21 protein-coding genes and 1 pseudogene are annotated in these 23369 nt (G+C 60.4%); 8 read left to right on the top strand and 14 right to left on the bottom strand.

Features of this window, described 5'->3' with window-relative positions:
* Positions 1 to 42: 42 nt before the first annotated feature.
* The 3 genes from ACIPIN_RS06190 to ACIPIN_RS06180 all read left to right on the top strand — a co-directional run bounded on the left by ACIPIN_RS06190 (position 43) and on the right by ACIPIN_RS06180 (position 1868).
* Positions 43 to 291 (top strand): hypothetical protein, encoded by a 249-nt coding sequence (locus tag ACIPIN_RS06190; protein WP_401116680.1) that lies wholly within the window; start codon positions 43 to 45, stop codon positions 289 to 291.
* Positions 292 to 415: 124 nt separating this feature from the next.
* The gene (locus ACIPIN_RS06185) at positions 416 to 1375 is read left to right on the top strand and encodes an isopenicillin N synthase family dioxygenase (RefSeq protein ID WP_401116678.1); all 960 of its coding nucleotides are present in this window, start codon (positions 416 to 418) and stop codon (positions 1373 to 1375) included.
* A 64-nt stretch (positions 1376 to 1439) separates the two neighbouring features.
* Positions 1440 to 1868, top strand: a complete 429-nt coding sequence (locus tag ACIPIN_RS06180) for a DUF1801 domain-containing protein (RefSeq protein WP_401116676.1) — start codon at positions 1440 to 1442, stop codon at positions 1866 to 1868.
* 126 nt (positions 1869 to 1994) lie between these two features.
* On the opposite strand, the gene ACIPIN_RS06175 is transcribed toward ACIPIN_RS06180, so the two are convergent.
* From ACIPIN_RS06175 to ACIPIN_RS06165, 3 genes are all read right to left on the bottom strand, one after another.
* On the bottom strand, positions 1995 to 2579 hold the full coding sequence (locus ACIPIN_RS06175) for an isochorismatase family protein (protein WP_401116674.1): 585 nt from the start codon (positions 2577 to 2579) through the stop codon (positions 1995 to 1997).
* Positions 2580 to 2642: 63 nt separating this feature from the next.
* Positions 2643 to 3479 (bottom strand): pirin family protein, encoded by an 837-nt coding sequence (locus ACIPIN_RS06170; RefSeq protein ID WP_401116672.1) that lies wholly within the window; start codon positions 3477 to 3479, stop codon positions 2643 to 2645.
* A gap of 10 nt (positions 3480 to 3489) precedes the next feature.
* A complete protein-coding gene (locus tag ACIPIN_RS06165) occupies positions 3490 to 4560 on the bottom strand; it encodes an alkene reductase (RefSeq protein ID WP_401116670.1) in 1071 nt (356 codons plus the stop codon).
* Between the two features lie 101 nt (positions 4561 to 4661).
* Here ACIPIN_RS06165 and ACIPIN_RS06160 point away from each other — a divergent pair, with 101 nt between their 5' ends.
* Entirely contained in the window at positions 4662 to 5543 is an 882-nt protein-coding gene (locus ACIPIN_RS06160; protein ID WP_401116668.1) for a LysR family transcriptional regulator, read from the top strand.
* Positions 5544 to 5563: 20 nt separating this feature from the next.
* Here ACIPIN_RS06160 and ACIPIN_RS06155 read toward each other — a convergent pair whose 3' ends face one another.
* The gene (locus tag ACIPIN_RS06155; protein WP_401116667.1) at positions 5564 to 5965 is read right to left on the bottom strand and encodes a hypothetical protein; all 402 of its coding nucleotides are present in this window, start codon (positions 5963 to 5965) and stop codon (positions 5564 to 5566) included.
* Between the two features lie 143 nt (positions 5966 to 6108).
* Positions 6109 to 6414 carry a panthothenate synthetase gene (locus ACIPIN_RS06150; RefSeq protein ID WP_401116665.1) on the bottom strand — a complete coding sequence of 102 codons (306 nt, stop codon included), beginning with the start codon at positions 6412 to 6414 and terminating at the stop codon, positions 6109 to 6111.
* Positions 6415 to 6584: 170 nt separating this feature from the next.
* Here ACIPIN_RS06150 and ACIPIN_RS06145 point away from each other — a divergent pair.
* Positions 6585 to 6764 (top strand): annotated as a pseudogene (locus tag ACIPIN_RS06145) (GNAT family N-acetyltransferase); the annotation flags it as partial.
* A gap of 328 nt (positions 6765 to 7092) precedes the next feature.
* Here the strand turns inward: ACIPIN_RS06145 and ACIPIN_RS06140 are convergent.
* The 3 genes from ACIPIN_RS06140 to ACIPIN_RS06130 form a co-directional block, all read right to left on the bottom strand.
* On the bottom strand, positions 7093 to 7299 hold the full coding sequence (locus ACIPIN_RS06140; RefSeq protein ID WP_401116664.1) for a hypothetical protein: 207 nt from the start codon (positions 7297 to 7299) through the stop codon (positions 7093 to 7095).
* Between the two features lie 51 nt (positions 7300 to 7350).
* Complete coding sequence (wrbA, locus tag ACIPIN_RS06135; RefSeq protein WP_401116662.1) at positions 7351 to 7950, bottom strand: NAD(P)H:quinone oxidoreductase; 600 nt, start codon at positions 7948 to 7950, stop codon at positions 7351 to 7353.
* 133 nt (positions 7951 to 8083) lie between these two features.
* Complete coding sequence (locus ACIPIN_RS06130; protein ID WP_401116660.1) at positions 8084 to 9031, bottom strand: LysR family transcriptional regulator; 948 nt, start codon at positions 9029 to 9031, stop codon at positions 8084 to 8086.
* A gap of 210 nt (positions 9032 to 9241) precedes the next feature.
* Here ACIPIN_RS06130 and ACIPIN_RS06125 point away from each other — a divergent pair, with 210 nt between their 5' ends.
* Positions 9242 to 9682 (top strand): DoxX family protein, encoded by a 441-nt coding sequence (locus ACIPIN_RS06125; RefSeq protein ID WP_401116658.1) that lies wholly within the window; start codon positions 9242 to 9244, stop codon positions 9680 to 9682.
* 76 nt (positions 9683 to 9758) lie between these two features.
* Positions 9759 to 10682: an NADP-dependent oxidoreductase gene (locus ACIPIN_RS06120; protein WP_401116750.1), complete on the top strand. Its 924-nt coding sequence runs from the start codon at positions 9759 to 9761 to the stop codon at positions 10680 to 10682.
* A gap of 322 nt (positions 10683 to 11004) precedes the next feature.
* Here ACIPIN_RS06120 and ACIPIN_RS06115 read toward each other — a convergent pair whose 3' ends face one another.
* The 6 genes from ACIPIN_RS06115 to ACIPIN_RS06090 form a co-directional block, all read right to left on the bottom strand.
* Positions 11005 to 12036 (bottom strand): NAD(P)-dependent alcohol dehydrogenase, encoded by a 1032-nt coding sequence (locus ACIPIN_RS06115; RefSeq protein WP_401116656.1) that lies wholly within the window; start codon positions 12034 to 12036, stop codon positions 11005 to 11007.
* A gap of 189 nt (positions 12037 to 12225) precedes the next feature.
* The gene (locus ACIPIN_RS06110) at positions 12226 to 15321 is read right to left on the bottom strand and encodes an efflux RND transporter permease subunit (RefSeq protein WP_401116654.1); all 3096 of its coding nucleotides are present in this window, start codon (positions 15319 to 15321) and stop codon (positions 12226 to 12228) included.
* The gene (locus ACIPIN_RS06105) at positions 15318 to 16430 is read right to left on the bottom strand and encodes an efflux RND transporter periplasmic adaptor subunit (protein WP_401116652.1); all 1113 of its coding nucleotides are present in this window, start codon (positions 16428 to 16430) and stop codon (positions 15318 to 15320) included. The genes ACIPIN_RS06110 and ACIPIN_RS06105 overlap by 4 nt, the downstream gene beginning before the upstream one ends.
* Before the next feature lie 30 nt (positions 16431 to 16460).
* Complete coding sequence (locus ACIPIN_RS06100; RefSeq protein ID WP_401116748.1) at positions 16461 to 17966, bottom strand: efflux transporter outer membrane subunit; 1506 nt, start codon at positions 17964 to 17966, stop codon at positions 16461 to 16463.
* Positions 17967 to 18083: 117 nt separating this feature from the next.
* Positions 18084 to 18299 carry a hypothetical protein gene (locus ACIPIN_RS06095; protein WP_401116650.1) on the bottom strand — a complete coding sequence of 72 codons (216 nt, stop codon included), beginning with the start codon at positions 18297 to 18299 and terminating at the stop codon, positions 18084 to 18086.
* Between the two features lie 175 nt (positions 18300 to 18474).
* Complete coding sequence (locus ACIPIN_RS06090; protein ID WP_401116649.1) at positions 18475 to 21372, bottom strand: ATP-binding protein; 2898 nt, start codon at positions 21370 to 21372, stop codon at positions 18475 to 18477.
* Between the two features lie 338 nt (positions 21373 to 21710).
* On the opposite strand from ACIPIN_RS06090, the gene ACIPIN_RS06085 reads away from it, so the two are divergent.
* Positions 21711 to 23369, top strand: coding sequence for a bifunctional 3-(3-hydroxy-phenyl)propionate/3-hydroxycinnamic acid hydroxylase (locus tag ACIPIN_RS06085; protein WP_401116647.1), 1659 nt, complete (start codon positions 21711 to 21713; stop codon positions 23367 to 23369).

The raw sequence follows: 23369 nt of genomic DNA, 5'->3' as shown, positions 1-23369 counted from the left end.
AGAGTGTCCTGAGGTCAGGGTGACGGGGAATAGGATAGCTATATGATCATGTATATACAGGTAAGGCAAAATGCAGGCCGTAATTCCGTTTTCACTCGCCAACCAGCGTTCCAGACTCTGTTTACCCTCGATGAAAAGACAATCATGGGCGGCTGTCTTTTGAGATTTGTAACCAACGGTTGCACCAAATGTGGTCTCTCTGCCCCCGGCTGGGGCGAATGGAAACCGGCAGGTAACGGGTTTTTAGCGGTCTTGTACCGTTATCAAAAAGTGATGTTCGCTTTAGCCTGAGGCTTGCCGGCGATTGTCTGGCAGAGCGGCACAGTAAGTGCTTTGTCCTGTATATACCGGTTCGTCATTCGCTGGCTGAACCCTTCATCCCGCCACTGCATGCACGATGCACCAAGGAGTGAGCATGACCTCTAGCACCCATCTGCCCTTGATTGATATGTCCGGTGTCCGCGAAGGTGATCAGGCGAGTATTCGTCGGGCCGGTGACGCCATTCGAAAAGCCTGTAGCGACACCGGCTTCTTCTACATCATCAATCACGGCGTGCCGCAAACGGTGATTGACAGGGCCATGGAGGCTGCCGCGCAGTTCTTTGCCTATCCGATCGAGGTCAAACGCCAGGTGGCAGTGAACAAGCGCCATCGAGGCTGGCATGCGTTGGGTGGGGCGACCATGTATGAAGCCACCAAGCCCGATCACAAGGAGTTTTTCAGTATGGGTCTGGAGCTGGCGGAGGATGATCCTTGCGTCCTCGCCGGTGAAGCGTTGCGTGGACCGAATCAGTGGCCGGCATTCATGCCACAGCTGCGTGACGCATTGACTGAGTACTATGCGGAAATCGGCAAGGCCGGGGCGGACCTGCTGAGAGTGGTGGCGGTGGGGCTGGGCATCGAAGAAGATTTTTTCACGGATAAATATGCCAAGCCGCTGCAGCGCACGCAGATGGTCTATTACCCGCCACAACCGCCGCAGGCCGAGGCTGACCAGTTCGGTGTGGCTCCTCACACCGATTACGGCTGTATCACCTTGCTCTATCAAGACAACAGCGGTGGCTTGCAGGTGCGCGAGCTGGGCTCCAATCGCTGGATCGAGGCCACGCCGATTCCCGGCAGCCTGGTGGTGAACGTCGGAGACCTGTTGGCGCATTGGTCCAACGATCGTTTTCGATCGACCCTGCATCGGGTGATCAACTCTTCAGGCCATGAGCGCTACTCCATCGCGACGTTCTACGACCCGACCTACAGCGCTGGAGTCGATCCCTGCGATCTGGGTATCGACCCGGCGCAGAGCCTGTATCCGCCGGTGGCCGCGGGCGACTACATACTCAAACGTATCGATGACTCGATGGCTTACCGCAAAGCCTAGTGGCAGGCGAGCGACAACCACCATGAAGAGCGCGACAACCATTATGAAAAAGGAGACAACCACCATGAAGAAGGAGACGATCGGCGCAAACGAAGGAGAGGAGGCAAGCTCTGCCTCTCAGCTGATCGATGCGCGAATCAAGGAGCTGAGTGATTGGCGGGGCGAGACGCTCGCCAGGGTCCGAACGCTCATCAAGCAGGCCGACCCCGAAGTAGTCGAGGAATGGAAGTGGAGGGGGGTTCCGGTGTGGTCGCACGCCGGAATCATCTGTACCGGTGAGACGTACAAGAATGCCGTGAAGATGACCTTCGCCAAGGGCGCCTCGTTGGAGGACCCAGCAGGTCTCTTCAACTCCAGCCTCGAAGGCAACACCCGACGTGCCATTGATTTCCATGAGGGCGACAGGATTGATGAAGACGCCTTGAAGGCGCTCTTTCGCGTCGCCGTGGCTCTCAACACGTCGGTCGACCGAAAGCGGACGATGAGAGGTTGACTAAAAGGTGGCGGGTACCAGCAACCTGGCGCAGACAGCTTTGAACGACCAGAAGCAGGCTGTGTTGCCCAACCGAAGATTGGCAGAACCACACAGAGCGGTTCTGCCAATCGCTCACGGAAGTCTTTAGCTTTGAAGTGCCGTCATCAGGACTTGCACCAATTGACCCCCTTGCGGCGTAGCCCAGCTTCCGGCGAGTTCTGCGATCAGTTGGTTGGTGGTGGTCAGCGTCACGCCGCCTTTATCCATCCGCCGCAGGGCGATGTCATCGGCCATTACACTCGGTGAGCCACCACCATCGGCAACTACCTGAACTTCATAGCCATCGCGCACCAGACTCAGCGCCGGATAAACCGTGCAGACGTCATTGGTGACACCGGCAATGATCAGCTTTTTCCGCCCGGTCGCCTTGACGGCGGCGGCGAAGTTTTCATCGTCCATGGCATTGACGATACCCAGGCGTTGGACGCGGGCAGCGAACTCGGCGGGCAGGATCTGCTCCAGTTCACTCAGCAGCGGCCCCTGAGCGTACTCCTCCATGCTGGAGGTCAGCACCACCGGAAGCTTCAGAATGCTTGCCGCCTTTGCGAGCATCAGAGCGTTGCGTTTCAGCTCTTCGAAAGGAATGGATTTCACCCATCCCATTGTCCCCACCTGGTGATCGATCAACAGCAGGGCGGTATTGTAGGCACTGAATTTTTCGTACGTCATTATGATTATCCTGGCTCTACGGTTGGGGCACTAACGCTCCGGGCTTTGGGCTGTTTCGATCATTCAACGAGGTTGTAGCTTTCCGAACGCACCGCGCTGGTAGCCTTCAACGGCCTCGGCCAGCGCTTCTGAAGAGGCAAGTGCCAGCGGCCCTTGCCAATACACCGGTTGATGAAGCGGGACGCCAGAAAACAGCACAGCCTTGGTGTTCCCCTTGTTTGCACGCAACGTGACTATTCGATCGTCGCTCTGCGGCAGGTTCACTGGCAGCTTTGGCTCGATGAGGTTGAAGCGCTGACCATCGACCAACACCTCTCCGTCAATCGGCATAACGAATGCAATATGGTCATCCGGTATTGAGATCCTCACTTCAGATCCTTCCTCAATGGAGATGTCCAACATGCGCACGTCGGTGGGCAGCGACAGCGGCGAAGAAACATCCGCGAAACTGCCCAGCGGCACTCTGATTTTGACCCCCGGCAAATGCACTACGGGTACGTCCTGCGCTTCGAGGCTAAGCACAAACGGCGAAGCCGCTTGCCGATCCCGTGGGAGGTTGATGAAAATTTGCAGCATGTGCACCGTCTTGCCAGGTTCGGCGGGCACTTCCTCATGCACCACGCCTTTACCCGATGCAGTCCAATGCAACCCGCCAGGCCGAATCAGGTTGCGGTTGCCCAAAGAGTCTCGGTTATCAATCCCGGTTTCGGAATCAAGAAACAGGTAGGACGCCGCTGAAAAACCAGCATGAGGGTGCGGCGGGAACGTGGGCCCGCTGACCCAGACGTGGTCGACCGCGAGGAAGGGGTCGATGGGTTCGGCGAACTGACCTCCCCGTAGCGTGAAAGCCCGGAAGTGGCTGCCCTGATTCATGCGCTGTAGTCGTGCGACGGTCGTCATGGCAGTTTCCTCAGGCGTTTTGTGCCGGGCTCAGGGCCGGGTAATCGATATACCCCTGCGCGCCCGGTGCGTAGAACGTGTCCTTGTCCGGAACATTAAGCTCGGCGCCTGTGCGAAAACGCTCGGGCAGATCGGGATTGGCGAGGAATGCGCTGCCAAAAACTGCGGCATCTGCCCGGCCATCAGCGATCAGGGATTCGGCAGAGCGTTGATCGAGTCCGCCACCGATCAGGTAGCTGCCGTCGAACAGTGGGCGCAACAAGGCGTGGTAGTCGATGCTGGCTCCGAACAGGGTAACGTGTAGATAGGCGAGATTGAGCCCGCGCAGTTGCTCGACCAGGTAAGTGTAGGTTTCGCGTGGGTTGGTATCGACGATGTCGTTGAAGTTCATTTCAGGTGAGACCTTGACGCCAACACGATCACTGCCAATCTCCGTCGACAATGCGGCCAGCACCTCCAGTACAAAGCGAGCACGGTTTTCAACCGATCCACCGTACCCATCAGTGCGCTGATTGCTGCCCGTCGAGAGAAACTGTTCAGGCAGATACCCGGAAGCAGCATGCAACTCGACACCGTCGAAACCGGCCTCTATGGCCAGTCGTGCCGCCTGCCGGTAGCCCTCGATGACCGCGGCAATCTCAACCACGCTCAGCGCATGTGGGGTGACGAAGTCCTGAAGGCCTGTCGCTGTCCAGGTCTGGCCGGCGGGTTTGATCGCGGAGGGTGCCTGTGGCTGGGCGCCATCAGGCAACAGCGAAGGGTGCGAAATGCGTCCGCAGTGCATCAACTGCATGAAGATCCGTCCGCCGCGAGCATGTACGGCCTCGCTGACTTGCTTCCAGGCGGCCACCTGCTCGGCGGTTTCGATACCGGGGGTGCGGACGTAACCCTTGCCCAGGGCAACAGGGAACACACCTTCACTGATGATCAACCCGGCACCGGCGCGCTGGGCGTAGTAAGTCGGCACCAACTCGGTAGGCACTCCGGAGTCATCGGAACGCGAACGAGTCATCGGGGCCATGACCATACGGTTGGACAGTTGATGGCGACCGAGCTGGACTTGAGAAAAAAGCGAATTCATTACGGTGCTCCTCAGTAGTGACGTGGCTATCATTGATCAATCCGAATCCGGGATAAACCGGGTAAAATTGAAATCACTGATCCATTAATGGAGCAATCGCATTGGAGTTTCTCAATGACATGGCGCTGTTCGTCGAGGTCGTGAAAGCGCGCAGTTTCCGCCGGGCGGCAGAGGCGATGGGGATGCCGAACTCGACGCTGTCTCGCCGGATAAGTGGCCTTGAAAAGGAAATCGGGCTAAGGCTTCTGCATCGCACCACGCGCAAGATCGAGCTGACCGAGGCGGGGCAGTTGTACTTCGATCGCTGCAAGCGCATCGTCGAGGAGGCCAGGCTCGCGCACGAGCAGCTAGGCGAAATGCTTGCCAGACCCAGCGGTGTACTGCGGGCCTCGTTCCCGGTGGATTTCGCCAATATCTACCTGGCGCCGCTGATTGCGGAGTTTGCCCGGCTTTATCCCGGTATCAGCTTCGAGTTCGATCTGACACCGCGTCAGGTCGATCTGGTGAGTGAGCCGGTTGATGTGGTCATTCGCATGGGCGAGCCTGCAAGTTCGAACCTGATCGCCCGTAAGCTCGCCAGTTTTCGACGCTGTCTTTACGCCTCACCCCGCTATCTGGAACTGTCCGGTGAGCCTGCTCATCCCTCGGATCTGACCAATCACGAATGCCTGCGGCTGCGCGGAACGCGTGCTGACCGCTGGACGCTCTCCAGCAGTGAAGGGGAGGTAGACGTCGAGATTGGCGGTCGATTCGAACTCAATAGCGTGGGAATGATTCGACGTCTGGCGACTCTGGATCTGGGTATCGCGTTACTGGCGGAAGGTATCGCTGCGCAGGACGTTGCCAATGGCACGCTGCGCAGAGTCTTGCCGCAATGGCAGGCCTCGCCCATCTCGGTTTATGCCCTCACCGAGACGCGGCTGTTGCCAGCGAAAACCCAACGGTTTATCGAGTTTCTGCGTGAGCGACTCCAGGATGCCTGACTGCCGAGGTTTTTACATTGTCAGGCATCGCGCAAAAGGTCGTGAGCGTTGAGCAGCTCGTAGGCGATTTCCGGGTGCTTCTCCAAACCGCGGCGAATGGCTGCCGGGATCGATTGGCGGGTTTTGCGACACAGTCCGGGCAGGTCCAGGAGGTGAATACCGATGCCGCGCATGCTTCGTACTTCGTGGAAGCTTGGAGTGATTTGCAGACGAATGCCCAACTGCTCGTACATCCGACGCTGCAAATGCTCGAGGTCGGTCAGGCTCTGAAGATTCTCCAGCCGGTCGAGCAGGCGTTTTTCCTCCTGGCGGGTCAGGTACAAAATGCGCAAATCAGCGCTGGGTATGTCCACCAGCTGTTCACGCCCGCAGTCGCAGGCACCAGGTGGGCAAGGTTGTCGAATCTGGAGAGAGGCTGTCATGGTCTCCCATCATAGCTATGCGCAATCGCCTTTGCCCATGGGGTTCGTAGCGACTTGAGAATTGTCTGGTGTCGGTCACGTCTGAAGGTGAGTTCAGCGGGCGGACTGGGAGCGTACGTAACCGACCCGAACTGATTGCTCCTTCACGCCCACGTTTTTCCGAGTTCCTCCAGACCGGCCTTTTGCAGATCCTGCGGACTCATGACAAGACGGAACTTGCAGTTGGCCTGGAAGTTGAGAAAAAACGGTTCCGCAAAACTGGGGATTTCAGATGAGTCTTGTACGTTGATCAGGAAAATCCCGCCGCGCATTCCATCCTGCTCGGTAAAGTAGGCCGCCTCCGGTTTGATGCTTTCCAGGATACGCCCGATGATTTCGCCTACCTTCCCGGTTCTGACGAGAGTGTTGAAGGGTTCATGGGGGAACTCGACCATCAGTAGCATTTTCATCATTCGATTCTCTATTCAAGTGGCTGCCTCGTCTCCCTGCCTTTGCTCCTGGCGCTCACGCCGCCAAGCCTGCAATCAACCGTTCCAGCGGCGTGTCATTAAGCATAGCGAAGCATGAGCTGACGCCGATCCAGGGTTACGGGCGGTCATCACGCTGCCGTTCGCCAACGGTGGCTCTGGATGGCCAGCGAATTGTCGGTTCGATTGCAATTGATGGCGAAGGAGAGGGCGGCGAAGCGATTCTCCGGTGCTTCATTCTGGATGACTCAGCGCGTGGCAAGGGCGCAGGCAAACGCTTGTTGGCTGAAGCAATGAAGTTCTGTGACGAATGGGGTTTTTGTGCCACGCGGGCTTGAGCCGGTATTAAATGACCATGCTCAGTCTTGCGCCTGAGGAAACGAAAAAGCCCGCACATGGCGGGCTCTGGAAATTAAGTAGGTGGCCGGCGCTGGTCTCCGGCTTACAAGGTTTATCAGGACTCTCACAGAACAGTTTTGTGCTCTTCTGCTTCACACGGCATAAGGGCTGGATCTCAGCGCGGAGATCTTTCTAACCGTGTACCCTTCGGAACGCGCCCCACGCTTCCTCGCTATCCTCTTGCGCATCAGTCTGCGTCTTCACCTACACCTTCAGAATAGCAAAAAGTCCGAAGCGCAGGCCGGGCTTTTTAGAACGATTTCATCCAGGGGGGAAGAGCGACAGGATGAAAAATGCTATCGCCCGCTGGATATTTTGGGTGCCGTTCGCGTGTGGTTCTAATGCGGGCCTGCATTCAGGCGACGGGTTACTACCAGCGGTATGTAACGAGATGATCGACTTCCACTTTTCATGGTCGACGACAAAGGTGTCGAAATGCGCCATGAGCAGTTCCTGGGCGTTGCTCATCTTTTGCCTCAAGGGCACGGCAGCCGGTTTGCACCGGCTGCCGTCAACGGCTTAGTCGAAAAGTTTGGCCGCGGTTTTCGCAATCAATTCACCCTGGTGGCGAGCGCCTGCCAAATCGATTTCACTCGGCTGGCGTGAACCGTCTCCCCCGGTGATCGTCGTTGCGCCGTAGGGTGCACCGCCAACAATTTCCGTCATATTCATTTGCCCTTGATGGCTGTAGGGCAGGCCAACGACGGTCATGCCGAAATGGAAGAGGTTGGTAATGATCGAGAACAGCGTGGTTTCCTGGCCGCCATGTTGAGTGGCGGAGGACGTGAACGCGCCACCCACTTTTCCATGCAATGCACCACGGAGCCAGAGTCCACCGGCCTGGTCCAGGAAGGCGGCCATTTGGCTGCTCATCCGACCAAATCGGGTACCTGTACCGACAATGATTGCATCGTAGTTTTCCAGGTCGGCGATACTGGCCACAGGTGCTGCCTGATCCAGTTTGAAGTACGCGCCTTTGGCAACTTCTTCCGGAACGGTTTCTGGAACACGTTTTACATCGACGTGTGCACCCGTTTGGCGGGCGCCTTCTGCCACGGCCTGTGCCATGGCCTCAATGTGGCCATAAGATGAGTAATAGAGAACGAGAACTTTAGCCATGGGAGAAATTCCTTCGTCATTTCACGGCCATATGCCGTGATTAATGAGAATTTCCCATAGATTTCTGTTCAGAAAAACCAGGTTAAAATCGAAGTCAAGGTTCTAAAAAATAGAAAAGATTGAAGATCTACGCTCAGTGATGCAAATGGTCCTCGTGCTTTCGAAGCGCTGGCGCATCACCCTCTGAGCTTTGTTGAACGAACCGATCAATCAACCACCTTGCGGCGGGTCCTGGCGGCAGATCAGTGCGATAGATAGCGTCGAAAGTATAGATCCCGCTTTTGTATTCCGGCATTTTCAGATGTACGAGTCGGCCAGTATCCAGATCCTCCCGGACCATCGTGATCGGCATGTTCCCCCAGCCAATGCCTTCACGTAGCAACATGTGTTTAGCCCCCAGATCTGCCAGCCGCCACGTGCGGGTACTGAGGACTGCGAAATCCTTGTCTTTTGTCAGAAGCGAGCGGTCGGACAGCACAAGCTGGGTGAACTCACGTCCAGCACCTGGAATATTCGACTCGCTTGAAGCCAGTGGATGATTGGGGGCTGCAACCGGAATCAACTCAACACTGCCGACCCCAATTCTTTCGATACCATCAATCCCCTCATTCATCGGGCCACTGACGCCGACTGACGCGCCGCCGTTGATCACCAGTTGAGTGACTGCGCCGAGTGCCTCCATATGCAAGTGGAGTGCAACCGTAGGAAATTCCTCTCGAAATGATTTGAGTGCGTCCACCACGCGCTCAGCTGGAAGCATGACATCAAGTACTACATGAACTTCAGCTTCGAGCCCCTGAAGCAGGCCTTTTACTTTGGCGCGTAATCCATGAATACCATTGGCGATGGTTCTGGCTTCGGCCAGAACGGTGCGGCCGGCATCGGTGAGCTGGGGTTTACGAGTCGTATGTCGGTCAAAAAGCGCCACGCCGAGTTGCATCTCAAGATTTGCGATCGAATAGCTGATGACTGAAGTGGCTCGGTGCAGTTTTCTTGCGGCGGCCGCAAAACTGCCGACCTCGACAACCGTCAGGAATACACGCAGTTGATCGAGAGTGGGAGTACCTGGGTCTGAGATCATTTCGATTTCCTTGAACGCTTGCGGGGCATTTATGCTGATTTCACGTGCAGTGGTGCCGTAAGAACCCGACGAGAAGGACGTGAGTACATGTCGAAATACTAGAACGTAATCGTCGAAATTAGTCGGCTATTACGATTGTAGAGTGGGTGGCAGACTTTCTTCAACGCGGCGCTCCATAGTGGATGCGCCCTACTTGATGGAAGAACGACCATGTCCCAATCTGCAGCTACTACCTCCCGCAACACTCATGAACTGTCCAGCTCTGTCGCTATCACCGACACGGCTGCTCTGGTCGGTCGTGTGCTTCTCAGCGCCATTTTCATTCTCTCGGGCATCTCCAAACTGAGCGCCCCGGCAATGATGATCGGCTACATCGGTTCGGTGGGGTTGCCGTTCCCGCAACTCGCTCTAGCGTTGGCTATCATCATCGAAATCGGCGGCGGCATTGCGCTGATCGCTGGCTACCGTACCCGTACCGTTGCGCTGGTGCTGGCCCTGTTCAGCGTGGTCACCGCGCTGGCATTCCATAACAGTCTGGGCGACCAGAACCAGTTCATCCACTTCTTCAAGAACATCGCCATGGCGGGCGGCCTGTTGCAGATCGTCGCGTTCGGCGCCGGTCGCTTCAGCCTCGATGCCCGTCGTCGCTGAGCCAATGGCGCCGCAGTGGATGAACGTTTGCGGCGCCTCCCAGATTTCATCTTTCGAAATCATCCGAGGATTCTCCATGAAAGCCATACGTGTGCATGAATACGGCAGCCCAGATGTGCTGCGCCTGGAAGACGTCGCCGACCCGCTTGCGGGCGAGGGCGAGGTGCTGATCGACGTGGAGGGTGCAGCGGTCAACCCGATCGATTGGAAGATTCTTTCGGGTTCCATGAAAGCCTTTATCCCGTTGCCGTTGCCCTACACGCCGGGCGTCGAAGTGGCAGGAACGATTTCCGCGATCGGCAAGGGGGTGAGCGGCTTCGCAGTCGGCGATAAGGTATTTGGTTTTATCGGCATCACAGGTGGGTATGCCACAAAGGTTGCCGTACCAGCCGATCGCCTGGCGCTCAGGCCGCGCAGTCTTTCTGCCCTGCAGGCCAGTGGTGTGGCAGTGGCGGCACTGACGGCCTGGCAAGCGTTGCATGAGCATGCGGGCATCAAGGCGGGTCAGCGAGTACTGATTCACGGTGCCGCCGGCGGAGTCGGCAGCATGGCCGTGCAGATAGCCAGGCATGCCGGCGCCACGGTCATTGCCACCGCTTCGATCGGCAACCATGGCTACCTGAAAAAAATCGGCTCGAATCAGGTGATCGACTACCGTAGCCAGGCCTTCGAGGATGTGGTGGCGGATGTAGATATCGTGCTTGACCTGATTGGCGGCGAAACCCAGCGACGTTCCTGGAAGGTATTGAAGCGGGGCGGGGTCCTGGTGTCGCCGGTCAGCGCGCCGGACGCGGAGTTGGCGAAGGTGCACGGCGCTTCAGCGAAAAATTTCGCCACTCGGCCGGATGGCAGGCAACTCACGGCCATCGCCGATTTGTTCGATGCAGGCCAACTCTCTGTAGAGGTCGAAGTGTTTCCGATCTCGCAGGTGAAGCAGGCCGTCGAAAAAAGTATGGCCGGACATACACGTGGCAAAATCGTACTCAATCTTGGCCAATAAAAATCAGGCAATAAAAGACCGCAAGCATGCAGGCGATCGCTTGATTGCATCGCCTGATTTGTTGAAGAGGTGCAAAAGTTTTAACGGTTGGAGTCAGCCCCGGCACCTATCTACGCACTGCTTCCTTCCAGACGCCATGTTCCGACAAAGACGAGGACGTTTCTCGACGCGATCGTAAGCCGGCTCGCAGATCTTTAATTGCGCAGCCCTCGGTTGCCACTTATGCCCAAGCTCAGGAAAACGCAGAGCATCACGAGTCACTGAAGGTGCTCGACAATGACCCTCTAGAGGCGCGTGCGGCGTTACCCCACGCGCCAGTCTGTCATTTGCTGGCGTCCAGCACTACGCGGTAGCGCGCCTTGCCACTGCGCAGGTGATCGATGGCTTCGTTGACCCGGCTCATGGGAAAGTGCTCAACCTGCGGCAGGATCTGATGACGTACGCAGAATTCCAGCATGGTCGCCGTGGTACCGGGCGAGCCGACCGGCGAGGCGGACAAGCTCTTTTGTTGGGGAAGCAGGTCGAACACGTGCACTGGAATAGCGCCGGGCACTGCGCCAACAAAATGCAGTCGGCCCTTGCCGCGCAGGGTTCCGAGCATGGCTGGCCAGTCGAGGTCGGCGTTGGCGGTGACCAGGAGAAAATCCAGGGTGCCGGCAATGGACTTCAGCGCGTTACTGTCGGTCGAGGCGACTACTTTGTGCGCGCCCAGGCGCCTGGCTTCGTCCTGCTTGCTCAACGACGAGGTAAAGGCCGTGACTGCGCAGCCCCAAGCGTTGAGGAAGCGTAGTGCCAGATGACCGAGCCCGCCGATTCCCACCACACCGACCCGGTCAGTGGGCTTGACGTTGAATTCCACAAGCGGGTTGAACACCGTCGAGCCCGCGCAGAACAGTGGTCCGGCCATGGCCGGATCGAGTCCGTTCGGTATTGGAAGAGCCCAGGCCCAGTGCGAGCGCAGGCGGTCGGCGAAGCCTCCGTTGCTGCCGACTATGGTGGGTTGGGCTGTGCCGCACAGATGGTGGGAGCCTCCGATACACGAGGAGCAATGCATGCAACTGCCCTTGTACCAACCAATGCCCACCCGTTGTCCCACTTCGAGACCGCGTACCTGTGCGCCCACTCGCACGATACTGCCGACCACCTCGTGGCCGGGGATGAAGGGGTAATGGCTCAGGCCCCATTCGTTATCGATCATCGACTGGTCGGAGTGGCAGACGCCGCAATATTCCACTGCGACTTCCACCTCCTCGTCCCCCAATGGACCGGGATCGTAGCTATAGCGCTCCAGTGGCGCGCCGGCCGCCGTTGCGGCCCAGCCGGTGAAGGAAGTGAGTTCGGTGCTATCGCTCATTGGATACCTCCAGATCAGGAGACAGGGGTTTTGGCACCTCAGGTGCCGCGGCAGAGCCAAGGAAGTGTAGCGCATCGCTTGCCGTCGTCTCGGTTGCCGATATCTTGGGGACAACACATCACGCGTTAAGCGATCACTCCATTTCTTACTAATTAGTGGTGATGTCGGGAACAGCGTGCACGGCACTCATCACTTAGAAGCGAGCGCGGCGTCCCCCCGTACCTGTTGGGTAGCGGCCGTCTGGCGACCTACCTTGAACCATGCGGCGTACAGCGTCGGGACGAAGAAAATCGTCAGTAGCGTCGCCACGGTAAGGCCACCCATGATCGCAATTGCCATCGGCCCCCAGAACACACTGCGCGTTAGCGGAATCATTGCGAGCACGGTGGCCAGCGCCGTCAGCATCACCGGACGGGCCCGGTGAATGGCGGCATCCAGCACGGCATTCCATGGGTCACGCCCTTCAGCGATCTCGGTTTGCACCTGGTCGATCAAGATCACCGAGTTGCGCATGATCATGCCACCCAATGCGATGATGCCCAGGATCGCGACGAAGCCCAGCGGCGACTGGAACACCAACAGCGCCGGCACCACACCGATCAGGCCCAGAGGTGCAGTCAGCATCACCATCCACATGCGGGAAAAGTTCTGCAGTTGCAGCATAAGCAGCAGCAGGATGCTGATCAGCATCAGCGGCGCCACGGCGAGCAGCGCCTTGTTGGCCTTGTCACTTTCCTCCAGCGCTCCGCCCACGTCTATGCGGTAGCCCGTCGGCAGCCTGGCTTCGATGTCCTTGAGCAACGGCTGGATTTCCTGTGTCACCGATACACCTTGCTCGCCATCCTTCACGTCGGCACGCACTGTGATCGCCATGTCGCGGTTGCGGCGCCACAGCACCGGTTCTTCCAGTTCAGAGTGCACCTGTGCGATTTGCGACAGCGGCACCACCGTGCCCTGACGCGTGTAGAGGTTGGTGTCTTTCAGTGTGTCGAGGTTCAAGCGTTCCTCAGGCACGGCACGCGCCACGATGTCGATCAGGTCCTCGTGTTCACGCAGCTGCGACAGGGTTGCGCCGTTCATCACGGTCTGGGTCGCCAGCGACACGTCGGCCGGTGTGAGGCCCAGCGCGCTTGCCTTGTCCTGATCAAGCTGCACTTTCAGCGTGCGAACCGGATCGTTCCAGTCGAGCTGGAGATCGCGCACCTTCGAGTTGGACGCGACCACCTTCTCCACATCGCGGGCGATTTGGCGCACCACCTGTGTATCGGGCCCCACGACGCGGAACTGCACCGGGTAGCCGACGGGCGGCCCCAGCTCAAGCCGGGTTACACGCACCCACGCCTGCGGGAACTGCTGGTCGGCCGCGGCCATCAGCCGCGCACGCACCCGCTCGCGCGCATCCAGATCCTTGGTCATCACGACGAACTGAGCAAAGCCCGGATTCGGCAGTTCGGGGTTGAGCGATAGATAGAAGCGCGGTGCGCCGGCGCCAGTGTAGGCGGTGAAGTACTTGACTTCGTCGTCCTTCGACAGCTGCGCCTCCATCCGCTTCACCTGCTCGGTGGTCGCCGCGAAGGACGAACCTTCTTTCATGCGCAGGTCGACGACCAGCTCAGGGCGCGAACTGTTGGGGAAGAACTGCTGCGGCACAAACTTCATACCGGCCAGAGCAAGCGCCAGGGCGCCAAACGTTGCACCGATGACAACCCAGCGACGCTCGATGGCGGTGTCGATCAGGCCGCGCAGCTTGCGGTAGAACTTCGAGTCATACGGATCGCCGGCATGCTGGTGCTTGCCGAAGTCATTGGGCAGCATCTTGACCGCCAGGTACGGCGTGAAGATCCCCGAGCAGATCCACGAGAACAGCACCGCGGCGCCGACGATCCAGAAAATGCCACCCGCGTACTCGCCGGTGGTGGACTTCGAGAGGCCGATGGGCAAGAAGCCCACGACGGTGATTAGTGCACCGGTCAGGCGCGGCATGGCGGTGGACTGGTAGGAGAACGCGGCCGCCTTCACGCGGTCCATGCCGGCCTCCATCTTCACCACCATCATTTCGATAGCGATGATCGCGTCATCGACCAGCAGGCCGAGCGCAATGATCAGTGAGCCGAGCGAGATGCGCTCAAGGTTCCAGCCCATTGCCAGCATCACCAACGCCACGCCACCCAACACCAGCGGCACCGAGGTCGCGACCACAAGGCCTGTGCGCCAGCCCAGACTGGCCAGGCTCACCGCGATCACGATGATCAGCGCCTCCATCAGCGACCGCTCGAAGTCCCAGATCGCGTCCTTCACAGTGGAGGGCTGGTCGGCCACGCGCTCCAGTTCCACGCCGTGCGGCAGCTCGGACTGGATCTTGTCGACCGCTGTCTCCATCGCTTTGCCGAGGTCTACGATATTGCCGTCGTTGGTCATCGTGATGCCAAGCATCAGCACCGGCTGGCCATTGTGGCGGACCGTGTAGGTTGGCGGGTCCTCAAAGCCACGCGAGACGGTCGCGATGTCGCCGAGCTTGATCAGCCGGCCGCCCGCGGCGATGGGCACGTTGCGGATAGCGTCTTCGCTGGCGAACTGGCCGCTCACGCGCACCATGACGCGGTCGCCGTTGGTGTCGATCTGGCCTGCGGGCAACAGGGCGTTCTGGCTCTTGAGGCTTTCGGCGATGGCCAGCGGTGTAATGCCCAGCGCTGCCAGGCGTTCATGCGAGAACTCGACGTAGATACGCTTGGCCTGTTTGCCGATGACATCGATCTTCTTGACCATCGGCACCTTCAGCATGCGGCGCTTGATGTCCTCGGCCGCGTCCGACAGGTCGGCGTGGCCGACACCGTCGCCCTTGACCGCGTACATCAGGCCATACACGTCGCCGTATTCATCGTTTACGATCGGGCCGATCACGCCGTCAGGCAGCTCACGGCTCAGGTCGTTGAGTTTCTTGCGCGCCTGGTACCAGGCCTCGCGCTGGTCGGCCTTGGAGGTGCCGCCGCGCACGGTAAGCGTCATGCCTGCGTAGCCTTGCCGCGCGTAGGTGACCACCTTCTCGAAGTTGTCGATCTGCTCGAACTTCTTCTCCATGCGATTGAGGACCTGGTCTTGCATCTGCTGGGCGGTTGCGCCCGGCCAGATGACGATCGCGGTCATGGAGGGCACGGAAAAGTTCGGATCCTCGAGCTGACCGAGCCTGGTGAAGCTGAAGGCGCCGGCCACTGCGACAATGAGGAGCATGAACACGACGATGGCGCGATGGCGCAGCGCCCAGTCGGTGAGGTTGAAGTTGTTCATCGGGCGGCCTGCTGCGGGGTGTTCGCGTCAACAATCGCCGCGCCGAGGAGCGCGACCTTCAGTCCGGACGTCATCTTCTGGACCCCGGCAGTGACGACCAATACGCCGGCCTGCGGCCCGGAGACGAGCACCTCGTCGTTGCGGTAGCCCCAAACGGCCACACGCTCCAGTTCGACGGTGCCTACCGGATCCTTGCCCGCGGGTGTGACCACCCAGAGCGCTGGCTGGCCGCCGCTTTGCGTCAGTGACGTGGCCGGCACGGCCGCCACCGAGACACTTGTTATCATGCGTTCGGCCATTACCGTGGCGGTGGCGCCTAGCGGCAGCGCCTTCACCGGCTTAAGCCGCGCGCGATAGGTGCGCGTCTGCGCCGCAGCCTGTGGCGACAACTCGCGCAGCGTGACATCGAAGGTCTCGTTTGGCGCACTGGCCAGCGAGGCCTTGAAGCGCGCCTCCTTGAAGACCGACAGCTGATCCTCGGGCACATCGACGACGATCTCGGATTCATCCGGATTCGCAATCGAGACAACCGGTTGGCCCTCCGCCACGATTTGCCCCGCCTCAAAGCGCACAGCCGTGACGACGCCGCTTCGAGAGGCGCGCAGCATGGTGTATTTGAGCCGGTTGCGCGCGAGCTCAAGCTTTCGCGCCTCGGCCTCGGCGGTTGCATGCGCGGTCTGGGCATTGGTATGGGCACGCTCGTCGTCGGCCGCACTGACCGAGCCGTCAACCTTCAGCGCGGTCAGGCGCTGGCGGTCCGAGTCGGCCTGATGCGTCTGCTCGACGGCAACCGCCCACTGTTGCTGCGACGCTTCCTCAGCGAGGCGGTAATCGCTGTCATCCAGCACAGCCAGTATGTCGCCTTCGTGCACAAGCTGGCCTACATCGACCTTGCGCTGGGCGACCTTGCCGCCCACGCGGAAGGCCTGGTCGACTTCATGCCGCGACTGTACGGTGCCCACGTAGCGACTGACTTCGCGGGCATTGTCATAGTTGATTTCAACGGTGCGTACTGGCCGTGGTGCCTGCACGGTGGGCTGGTCCGGGCTACACGCGGACAGCATGACGGCGACGGCCAGGGCGCCGGCCGCAGTAAGGGAATTCTTCAAGGCGGTTCCTCTTTGAAAAGCGACAGGTTCTTAGGACAGTGGTGGCCGGTCGGCTGCGGTGGCTGCGGTGGGGGTGGCGGGTTGTTCGAACACCTGCCAGCCCCCGCCCAGAGCTTTGTAAAGCTGCACGCTATCGAGCAGCAGGCGGGTGTTGCTGTCGTTGGCGTTCAGGCGTGCCGCCAGGCGCGCCCGCTGCGAATCCAGCAGCGGCAACAGGTCGATCTGCCCGCGGTTATAGAGCGACTGGGCGCGGTTCTGCGCAGACTCCGCGGACGCGGCGGCCAATTGCAGCGACCCGGCGCGGCGGCGTTCCTGTGACAGCGTGACGAGGGCGTTCTCCACATCCTCGAGCGCCCGTACGATGCCGTCCTCGGCGCGCAGTAGTGCCTCTTGTTGAGCACTTTCGGCAGCCTCGTTGATCGCTTGTGTGCGCCCGGCGTTGAAGATCGGCATCGCCAGCAGGCCCGCCACGTTAGTGAAGCGTGCAACGCCGAGATCGGCGCCGTTCAGGTTCAGGCCCTGACGGCCGAAGGACGCGCCGAGGAAAAGTTGCGGGAACCACTCGGCGGCGGCCTGCTGGCGGCGCGCATTGGCTGCGTCGAGCTGCGCCATCAGCGCCAGCACGTCAGGTCGGCGTTGCAGCAGCGCGGCGGGCTGCCCCGGCTTGGCCTCGGGCACCGTCGCCACATCGCCACCCGAGGGTTGGATGTTCGCGGTATTGAAGGACTGGTCGGCGATCAGCACCGCGATACGATGGCGCGACACGGCTGCCAGCGTTTCCAGCGGCGGAATCTGCGCCCGCGCCGACAAGGCGTCGGTCTGCGCGCGCTCGACGTCGAAGGCGGATGCCAGCCCCACCTGCTGGCGCGCGGTGACCAGACGCAGCGTCTCGTCCTGCATCGCCGAGATGGCGCGCAGTGTCGCGACCTGGCGCTGTGCGCCGACCAGTGAGAAGTAGTTGCTGACGACGTCGCTCATCACCAGCAGGCGTACGCCGCGCATGCTGTCCTCTGCGGCCAGCGCATCGGCGTTGGCCGCCGCTGCGCCGGCGCGCAGGCGGCCGCTCAGGTCGAGCTCCCACGAGACGTCCAGGCCCACACTGGTGGTCTTGGTATCCGGATAACCCTGTTTTGTGGCCGAGTTGTAGCCGCTGCTGCGATCGCTGCCGGAGGCGGATGCACCGACGCTCGGGAGCAACCAGGAACGGCTGACCGTTTCGCCGGCACGCGCGGCGCGCAGGCGTTCGGCGGCAATCTTCACGTCGCGGTTTTCGCGCGCTGCACGGCGCACCAGATCCGTCAGCACCGGGTCGTGGTAAACCTCCCACCATGCCGCCTCGGGTTCCATCTCGGAGGCTGTGCTCGCGGCGAAGTTGCTCGGCAGGTCGACCGACGGCTTGACGACCGGCGTGGAGCAACCGGCCAGGGCGAGGGCGATCGAAGTGGCAAGGGCGGCCGCAACGGCGAGCCCGGCCCGTTGCATGGTCGTCCGGCCAGTGTGGAGGGGCAGTGGAAAGGAAACTGGAAGTCGCGGCATCGCATTGGACTCGTGTAGATTCGAGATGGCATCAGCGTAGGGCCCGGTGTGCGCGAAGTCGTCAGCGAAGCGTCGCCGTTCGGTCGCCATATCGAGCGCTCATTCAGGTTGGAGGCGTCACTCGCCGTCGGCATCTGCCGTGTGCTCGCCGGCCGCCGACACGAAGTCCGAGGCAATCGACTCCAGCAGCTCTTCGGCGGACGAGAATTCGCGCTGACGTCCGGTGACCAGGTTTTCGAGGCGGCCCACGAGGGCCCCCGGCGCGGCATCGCCACGCAGCTTCACTACGTACGAGCGGCGGCTCGGGTACTTGGATTCAGGGTTCAGGATCATCGCAGACCAGGGGCTCAAGAAAGTTCGACGACAGCGTAGGCCGCCCCCTGGGTCGAGTCGTAAGCGAAAGGTCAGACTTCGGTCGGGACTGCGCCGCTCCCGCAGAAATTAATGCCGGTAAGTTAAGGGCTTGAACGCCGCGGCCCTGTGGGAGCGAGCTTGCGCCCTTAACCCTTCAAGCAGGCTTTGCAGCCTGAAGCAGCGAGCGTGCACGTTTCACCAGCTCGGTTCCGTCAGTTTCGGGCAACTGGTTAACCAGCGTCTCCAATGCCTGGTGGTCCTCGGCCGTGGCGTCGTGGTGCTCGCACAGCTCGACCAGCGCGAGCAGCTCCAGCCACGGTGCTTCCTGGGTACGAGCCTCCTCAATCGCATGCCGAACCGCAGTGTTGCCGGCGTCGAGCCGGCCCTGCATCCGCGCAATCGCTGCCTCCAGCAGCAACAGTTGCGGCAGGTATACGCGCTCGCCCAGTTCTTCCCCCACCCGTAGTGCTTGCTCCAGCTCGACTCGCGCGGCGTCGCAATCACCCGCCAGCAGCAACGCCTCGGCGGCGTAGCCGAGCACCTCGCTGGCACCGGAGCGCATGCCGAGCCCGGTGTGTTCTTCGTAGGCCTCGCGGATGCGTCGGTAGCCGTCGCGCGGCGCGCCATTGCGCGCGTCGGCCCAGCCGCGCCACCAGCGGCAAGCCGTACGCCCCAGTGCGAGTGAATACTCATCGACCAGCTTCTGCATGTCGTCAGCCAGCGCTGCTACACGCACAGGGTTGCCCATCCGCACCTCGATCAACACCTCCTGCCAGGTGGCGACCAGCCAGGTCATAGGTTGGCGAAGCACCTGCGCGCGGGTCCGCGCCCGCTGCATGTGGGCTCGGCCTTGCTCAATCAGGCCGGAACGCACGAGTTCTATGGCCAGCATACCGTGCAGCATGACCTGAGGATCGGCCGCAAAAATCTCGTTCGCCCCGATGTCCAGCGGCTCGGCAATCGCGAGGGCGCGCTCTAGCCAGCTACGGGTTGTCTGTGTGCGACCCTGAAGGTGATGCACCTCGCCCTGCACGATGCAGGCTGCCAGCATGAGCGCTGGATCGTTCGCCTCGGACGAAAGGGCTTCGGCGCGTTCCGCCACCGCCAACGCCAGCGCATAGTCACCGCGCAGACCAAGCAGATAGCCGAATCCGTGCAGCAGGCGACCGCGCATTGGATGCTCGGGTACATCCGTTAGCAGCGTGTACGCGCGTTCGAACGCGTTTCTGGCTTCGTTGCCGACACCGAACGTGTGAAAAGCCGACACGCCCTGCAGCGTGGCCAAGGTGATTTCGAGCGCATCGCGCTCGGTCCCTCCTGGTGCCTGCGTCAGCAGGACCAACGCGCGCTCAGTGAGGCCGATGCACAAGGCCGGGCTGAAGTGCAGCAGCGCGGTTTCTGCGGCGTCGGCGTAGTAGCGCAGCGCGATCATTGGTTGCCGAGCCCGGTCGAAGTGCATTGCCAGTTCCGTGGCAGCGACCGGCATGCCGGCCGTGCGCTCGCGTTCGAGGGCAGTGCCAACCTGGCGATGGAGATGGATGCGCAATGAGCGTGGCGTGCGGTCGTACAGCACCTGGCGGAAGAGGGCATGCCGGAACGAGTAGGGTGGCTCTACCGTCTCTTCGACGTCGGTGGCCCGCGACCGTGTGAGCCATACCTGCTCGCGCACCAGTTCTTCGCAGGTGTCGGCCACAGATGCGAGGTCGCGCTCGAGGGCCAACGAAACCGTCTCGACCCGGAATTCGACGCCGCACACCGCTGCCGCCGAGAGCAGCGCACGCTGCTCCTGTCCGAGCTTGGTGATGTAGTGATCGATGATGGCCGCGAGGTTCTCGGGGACCGCCAATCCCGCCAGCCGAGCCTCGATGGTGGCGTCGTCGTCCGTTGGGTCCATCACTTCACTGATGACTGACGATACAAACAACGGCACGCCGTCAGTGCGCTCGTGCAGGGCACGTACGAAAGTTTCATCTCGTGCCAACGAGAGGGAATGCAGCGCAACATAGTCAGCGACCTCGGTTTCCGAGAACGGATCGAGCACCACTTCCTCGCACAGACGTTGCAGGCGCAGTTCGTGGCGCAACGAGCTGAGCGGATGATCGAGCGCTACCACCTCGGCGAGGCGAAAGCTCGACAGCCACATAAGCCGCATGGGGCTACGTCGCCGCGCCAGATAGTCGATGAGCTGGACCGTCGCCCGATCGCTCCAGTGCAGGTCTTCAGTGACCAGCAACAGCGGGCGCTGCTCTGTGTAGCGGTCCAGCAGTTCGCCCATTTCCCGCAGCATGCGGTCGGGGCCGATGCCGGCAAGCTCGCGCCGCAATGCATCTCGCTCCTCCATAGTGCTCAGCCACGGCAGTTGCAGCAGCCAGGTCGGCGCCACGGCGCGCAACAGCGCCGGCAGGGTGGGGTCGCTGCGGCACAGATCGGCCAACGCCTCCAGCACCGGCAGGTACGGCTCGCCGGCACCGTAGTGTTCCACGCAATGGCCGCGTGCGCAGGCGATGCCGCCAAGGCTGGCGAGGAAATGTTCGATCAACGTGGTCTTGCCAATCCCCGGTTCTCCGGCGAGCCAGACCACCGCGCGCTGGCCGCCGTAAGCCCGCTCCCACGCCCGTTGCAGCCTTGAAACCTCGTCGGTGCGACCGATGAATGGCGGCGACGGATGCGCGCCAGCCGCGGGTAACGTCGTGGATGCAGGCGGCATCGAAGGGGCAGGGGACGGCGCGGCGATGAAGCGATAGCCGCGCCGCGACACAGTCTCGATGAAGCGGGGCTGCCTGGGGTCGTCGCCCAACACCTTGCGCAGATCGCTGATGGCCGTCTTCAGCACCGAATCGCTGACAAACCGATGCCCCCACACTGCATCAAGCAAGGCATCCTTGGTCACCAGCGATCCCGGCTGGCGTGCAAGTACGCACAGCAGTGTGAAGGGCGTTGGCGCCAACGCCACGGCTTCTCCGTTACGTAACAAGCAGGCGTTGGCCTCGTCGAGCTCGAACTCGACGAAGCAGAGCTGGACTGGGTTCGGATGGGGCTGCGGACGCGCCACGTTTGATTCCTGAAGACTAAAACATAGTTGTGCGCTGTGAAGCATGGCTCCAATGACAACGCTGATCGGCTCAGAAGCCAAGCCTCACCGGTCGGAAACTGACGCATGCGTGCCTTCTCTCCTCAGGCATTCGGGATTCATCTCTTCGGACCGCTCGATTCGCAAGCCTCCTGACACTCTCAGTACAGCCCACGTGGCCTCATCCCGGTGTGGTAATGATCCCAAAAATTAATGACAAAAACATCAATATTGAAATATGTCTCAATTTTACATATCTTCACCTTGCCTGACGATGAGACCTGCGCGTCCCACGACTTCAATCACAACAAGGGCTCGATATGAACAACAACAAGAAAGTATCCGAACTGCCTCCCACCGCCGTCGATGTGCTGGTTATCGGTAACGGTCCGGTAGGTGCGACAATCGCGGCGCTGCTCGGCCGCTACGGGGTAACGACGCTGGTACTGGACAAGATCCATGAGATCGTACTGATGCCTCGCGCCATTGCCCTGGACAACGAGGCGCTGCGTATCCTGCAACTCGCCGGATTGTCGGAGGACGCTTTCGAGAAGATCGCTATCCCTGAAGTGAGGATGCACTCTCCGGTTCTCGGGCAATTCGGTCGCGCCAACACTGCAGGGTGTATCGACGGCCATCCCAAGCTTGTGACGTTCTATCAACCTGACCTCGAACGAGCGATGCGCAGCCAGGTTTCCCGGCTGAAGTCAGTGACCAGCCTGGGCGGCTTCGAACTCGAAAGCCTGGTCGAGGAGTCGGACTGCGTCGTTGCCTCCATACGGGATCAGGAGGGTCACTCACATTCCGTTCGCGCCCAGTACCTGGTCGGTGCGGATGGCGCAAGCTCCAGGGTCAGAACACTGATTGGCCAGGAGTTCGAAGGGCAGACCTATGCGGAAGATTGGCTGATTGTCGATGTCATGAACCGGCATAAGTCAGCGATTGATCACATTGAGTTTCTCTGTGATCCACGGCGCCCAACGCCGCACATGCCCGCACCCGGTGGCAGGGAGCGCTGGGAGTTCATGCTGCAACCCGGCGAATCACGGGAAGAGCTGGAAAGCCCGGAAAGCATAGCCCGGCTGATTGCGCCATGGATCAAACCGCAGGAGCTGGAAATCGAGCGCAAGGCTGTGTATCGATTCCACGCACGCTGCTGCAACAAATTTAGCAAGGGACGCATCTTCCTGGCCGGCGACGCAGCGCACATCACCCCGCCTTTTGTCGGGCAAGGTCTCGTAGCGGGACTTCGAGATGGCGCCAACCTGGCCTGGAAACTGGCCTGGGTCCTTCGCGGCTATGCCGCGCCTGCGGTGCTCGACACCTATGACGTAGAGCGCCGTCCTCATGCTCAGGCGATGATCAATCTAGCGAAACTCATGGGTCGCCTGGTGATGCCCAAGAACAAGATCGCAGCTTTCTTCATCCACGGCCTGATGCGCATGCTGACGTTGACCCCCGCTACCAGGAGGTACTTCGAACAGTTGGACATCAAGCCGAAGAACATCTTCAAACACGGCCTGTTCGTGAAGCACCGTCGGGGCGACAAGCTGGTACGTGGCAGCCTGTTTCCCCAGGCTTGGGTTCGCAACATGCAAAAGCAGATCCAACTGAGCGACGATGCTCTTGGGGACAACCTGACCCTGGTTGGTTTCGGCGTAGACCCATTGTCACTGCTGACCACTGCTCAAGTCGTTTCATGGGAAAAAATGGGCGGCCACTTCCTGGAAATCAGAACACGCGGCCAACGCTCCGGCGGCCGTTGTGACTTCATCGAAGACATGAACCATGACATCCTGCCGCTGGCTGCTAAAGGCACGCTCGTCGCGATTCGCCCCGACCGTATCATCATGCACCACGCCCCTGGCGCAGAAGCGGCCAGTTTCCTCAGAGACTGCCGAGGTCTTTTGGCCAGCGAAGATGTCACTGCCGATAGCGTTTCCATTACCATCAACGAACCACCTCGATTAAGAGCCTGA

The sequence above is a fragment of the Pseudomonas sp. NPDC087697 genome (assembly GCF_044743155.1).
GTDB lineage: Bacteria > Pseudomonadota > Gammaproteobacteria > Pseudomonadales > Pseudomonadaceae > Aquipseudomonas.
The sequence above is the reverse complement of the archived record's forward strand: the minus strand, read 5'-3'. Positions and strand labels throughout refer to the sequence as shown.

Excerpts from the sequence above, each read along its gene's own strand:
- ACIPIN_RS06190 (WP_401116680.1), top strand. The coding sequence starts at position 43 with ATGATCATGTATATACAGGTAAGGCAAAATGCAGGCCGTAATTCCGTT.
- ACIPIN_RS06185 (WP_401116678.1), top strand. The coding sequence starts at position 416 with ATGACCTCTAGCACCCATCTGCCCTTGATTGATATGTCCGGTGTCCGC.
- ACIPIN_RS06180 (WP_401116676.1), top strand. The coding sequence starts at position 1,440 with ATGAAGAAGGAGACGATCGGCGCAAACGAAGGAGAGGAGGCAAGCTCT.
- ACIPIN_RS06175 (WP_401116674.1), bottom strand. The coding sequence starts at position 2,579 with ATGACGTACGAAAAATTCAGTGCCTACAATACCGCCCTGCTGTTGATC.
- ACIPIN_RS06170 (WP_401116672.1), bottom strand. The coding sequence starts at position 3,479 with ATGACGACCGTCGCACGACTACAGCGCATGAATCAGGGCAGCCACTTC.
- ACIPIN_RS06165 (WP_401116670.1), bottom strand. The coding sequence starts at position 4,560 with ATGAATTCGCTTTTTTCTCAAGTCCAGCTCGGTCGCCATCAACTGTCC.
- ACIPIN_RS06155 (WP_401116667.1), bottom strand. The coding sequence starts at position 5,965 with ATGACAGCCTCTCTCCAGATTCGACAACCTTGCCCACCTGGTGCCTGC.
- ACIPIN_RS06150 (WP_401116665.1), bottom strand. The coding sequence starts at position 6,414 with ATGAAAATGCTACTGATGGTCGAGTTCCCCCATGAACCCTTCAACACT.
- ACIPIN_RS06140 (WP_401116664.1), bottom strand. The coding sequence starts at position 7,299 with ATGAGCAACGCCCAGGAACTGCTCATGGCGCATTTCGACACCTTTGTC.
- wrbA (WP_401116662.1), bottom strand. The coding sequence starts at position 7,950 with ATGGCTAAAGTTCTCGTTCTCTATTACTCATCTTATGGCCACATTGAG.
- ACIPIN_RS06130 (WP_401116660.1), bottom strand. The coding sequence starts at position 9,031 with ATGATCTCAGACCCAGGTACTCCCACTCTCGATCAACTGCGTGTATTC.
- ACIPIN_RS06125 (WP_401116658.1), top strand. The coding sequence starts at position 9,242 with ATGTCCCAATCTGCAGCTACTACCTCCCGCAACACTCATGAACTGTCC.
- ACIPIN_RS06120 (WP_401116750.1), top strand. The coding sequence starts at position 9,759 with ATGAAAGCCATACGTGTGCATGAATACGGCAGCCCAGATGTGCTGCGC.
- ACIPIN_RS06115 (WP_401116656.1), bottom strand. The coding sequence starts at position 12,036 with ATGAGCGATAGCACCGAACTCACTTCCTTCACCGGCTGGGCCGCAACG.
- ACIPIN_RS06110 (WP_401116654.1), bottom strand. The coding sequence starts at position 15,321 with ATGAACAACTTCAACCTCACCGACTGGGCGCTGCGCCATCGCGCCATC.
- ACIPIN_RS06100 (WP_401116748.1), bottom strand. The coding sequence starts at position 17,966 with ATGCCGCGACTTCCAGTTTCCTTTCCACTGCCCCTCCACACTGGCCGG.
- ACIPIN_RS06095 (WP_401116650.1), bottom strand. The coding sequence starts at position 18,299 with ATGATCCTGAACCCTGAATCCAAGTACCCGAGCCGCCGCTCGTACGTA.
- ACIPIN_RS06085 (WP_401116647.1), top strand. The coding sequence starts at position 21,711 with ATGAACAACAACAAGAAAGTATCCGAACTGCCTCCCACCGCCGTCGAT.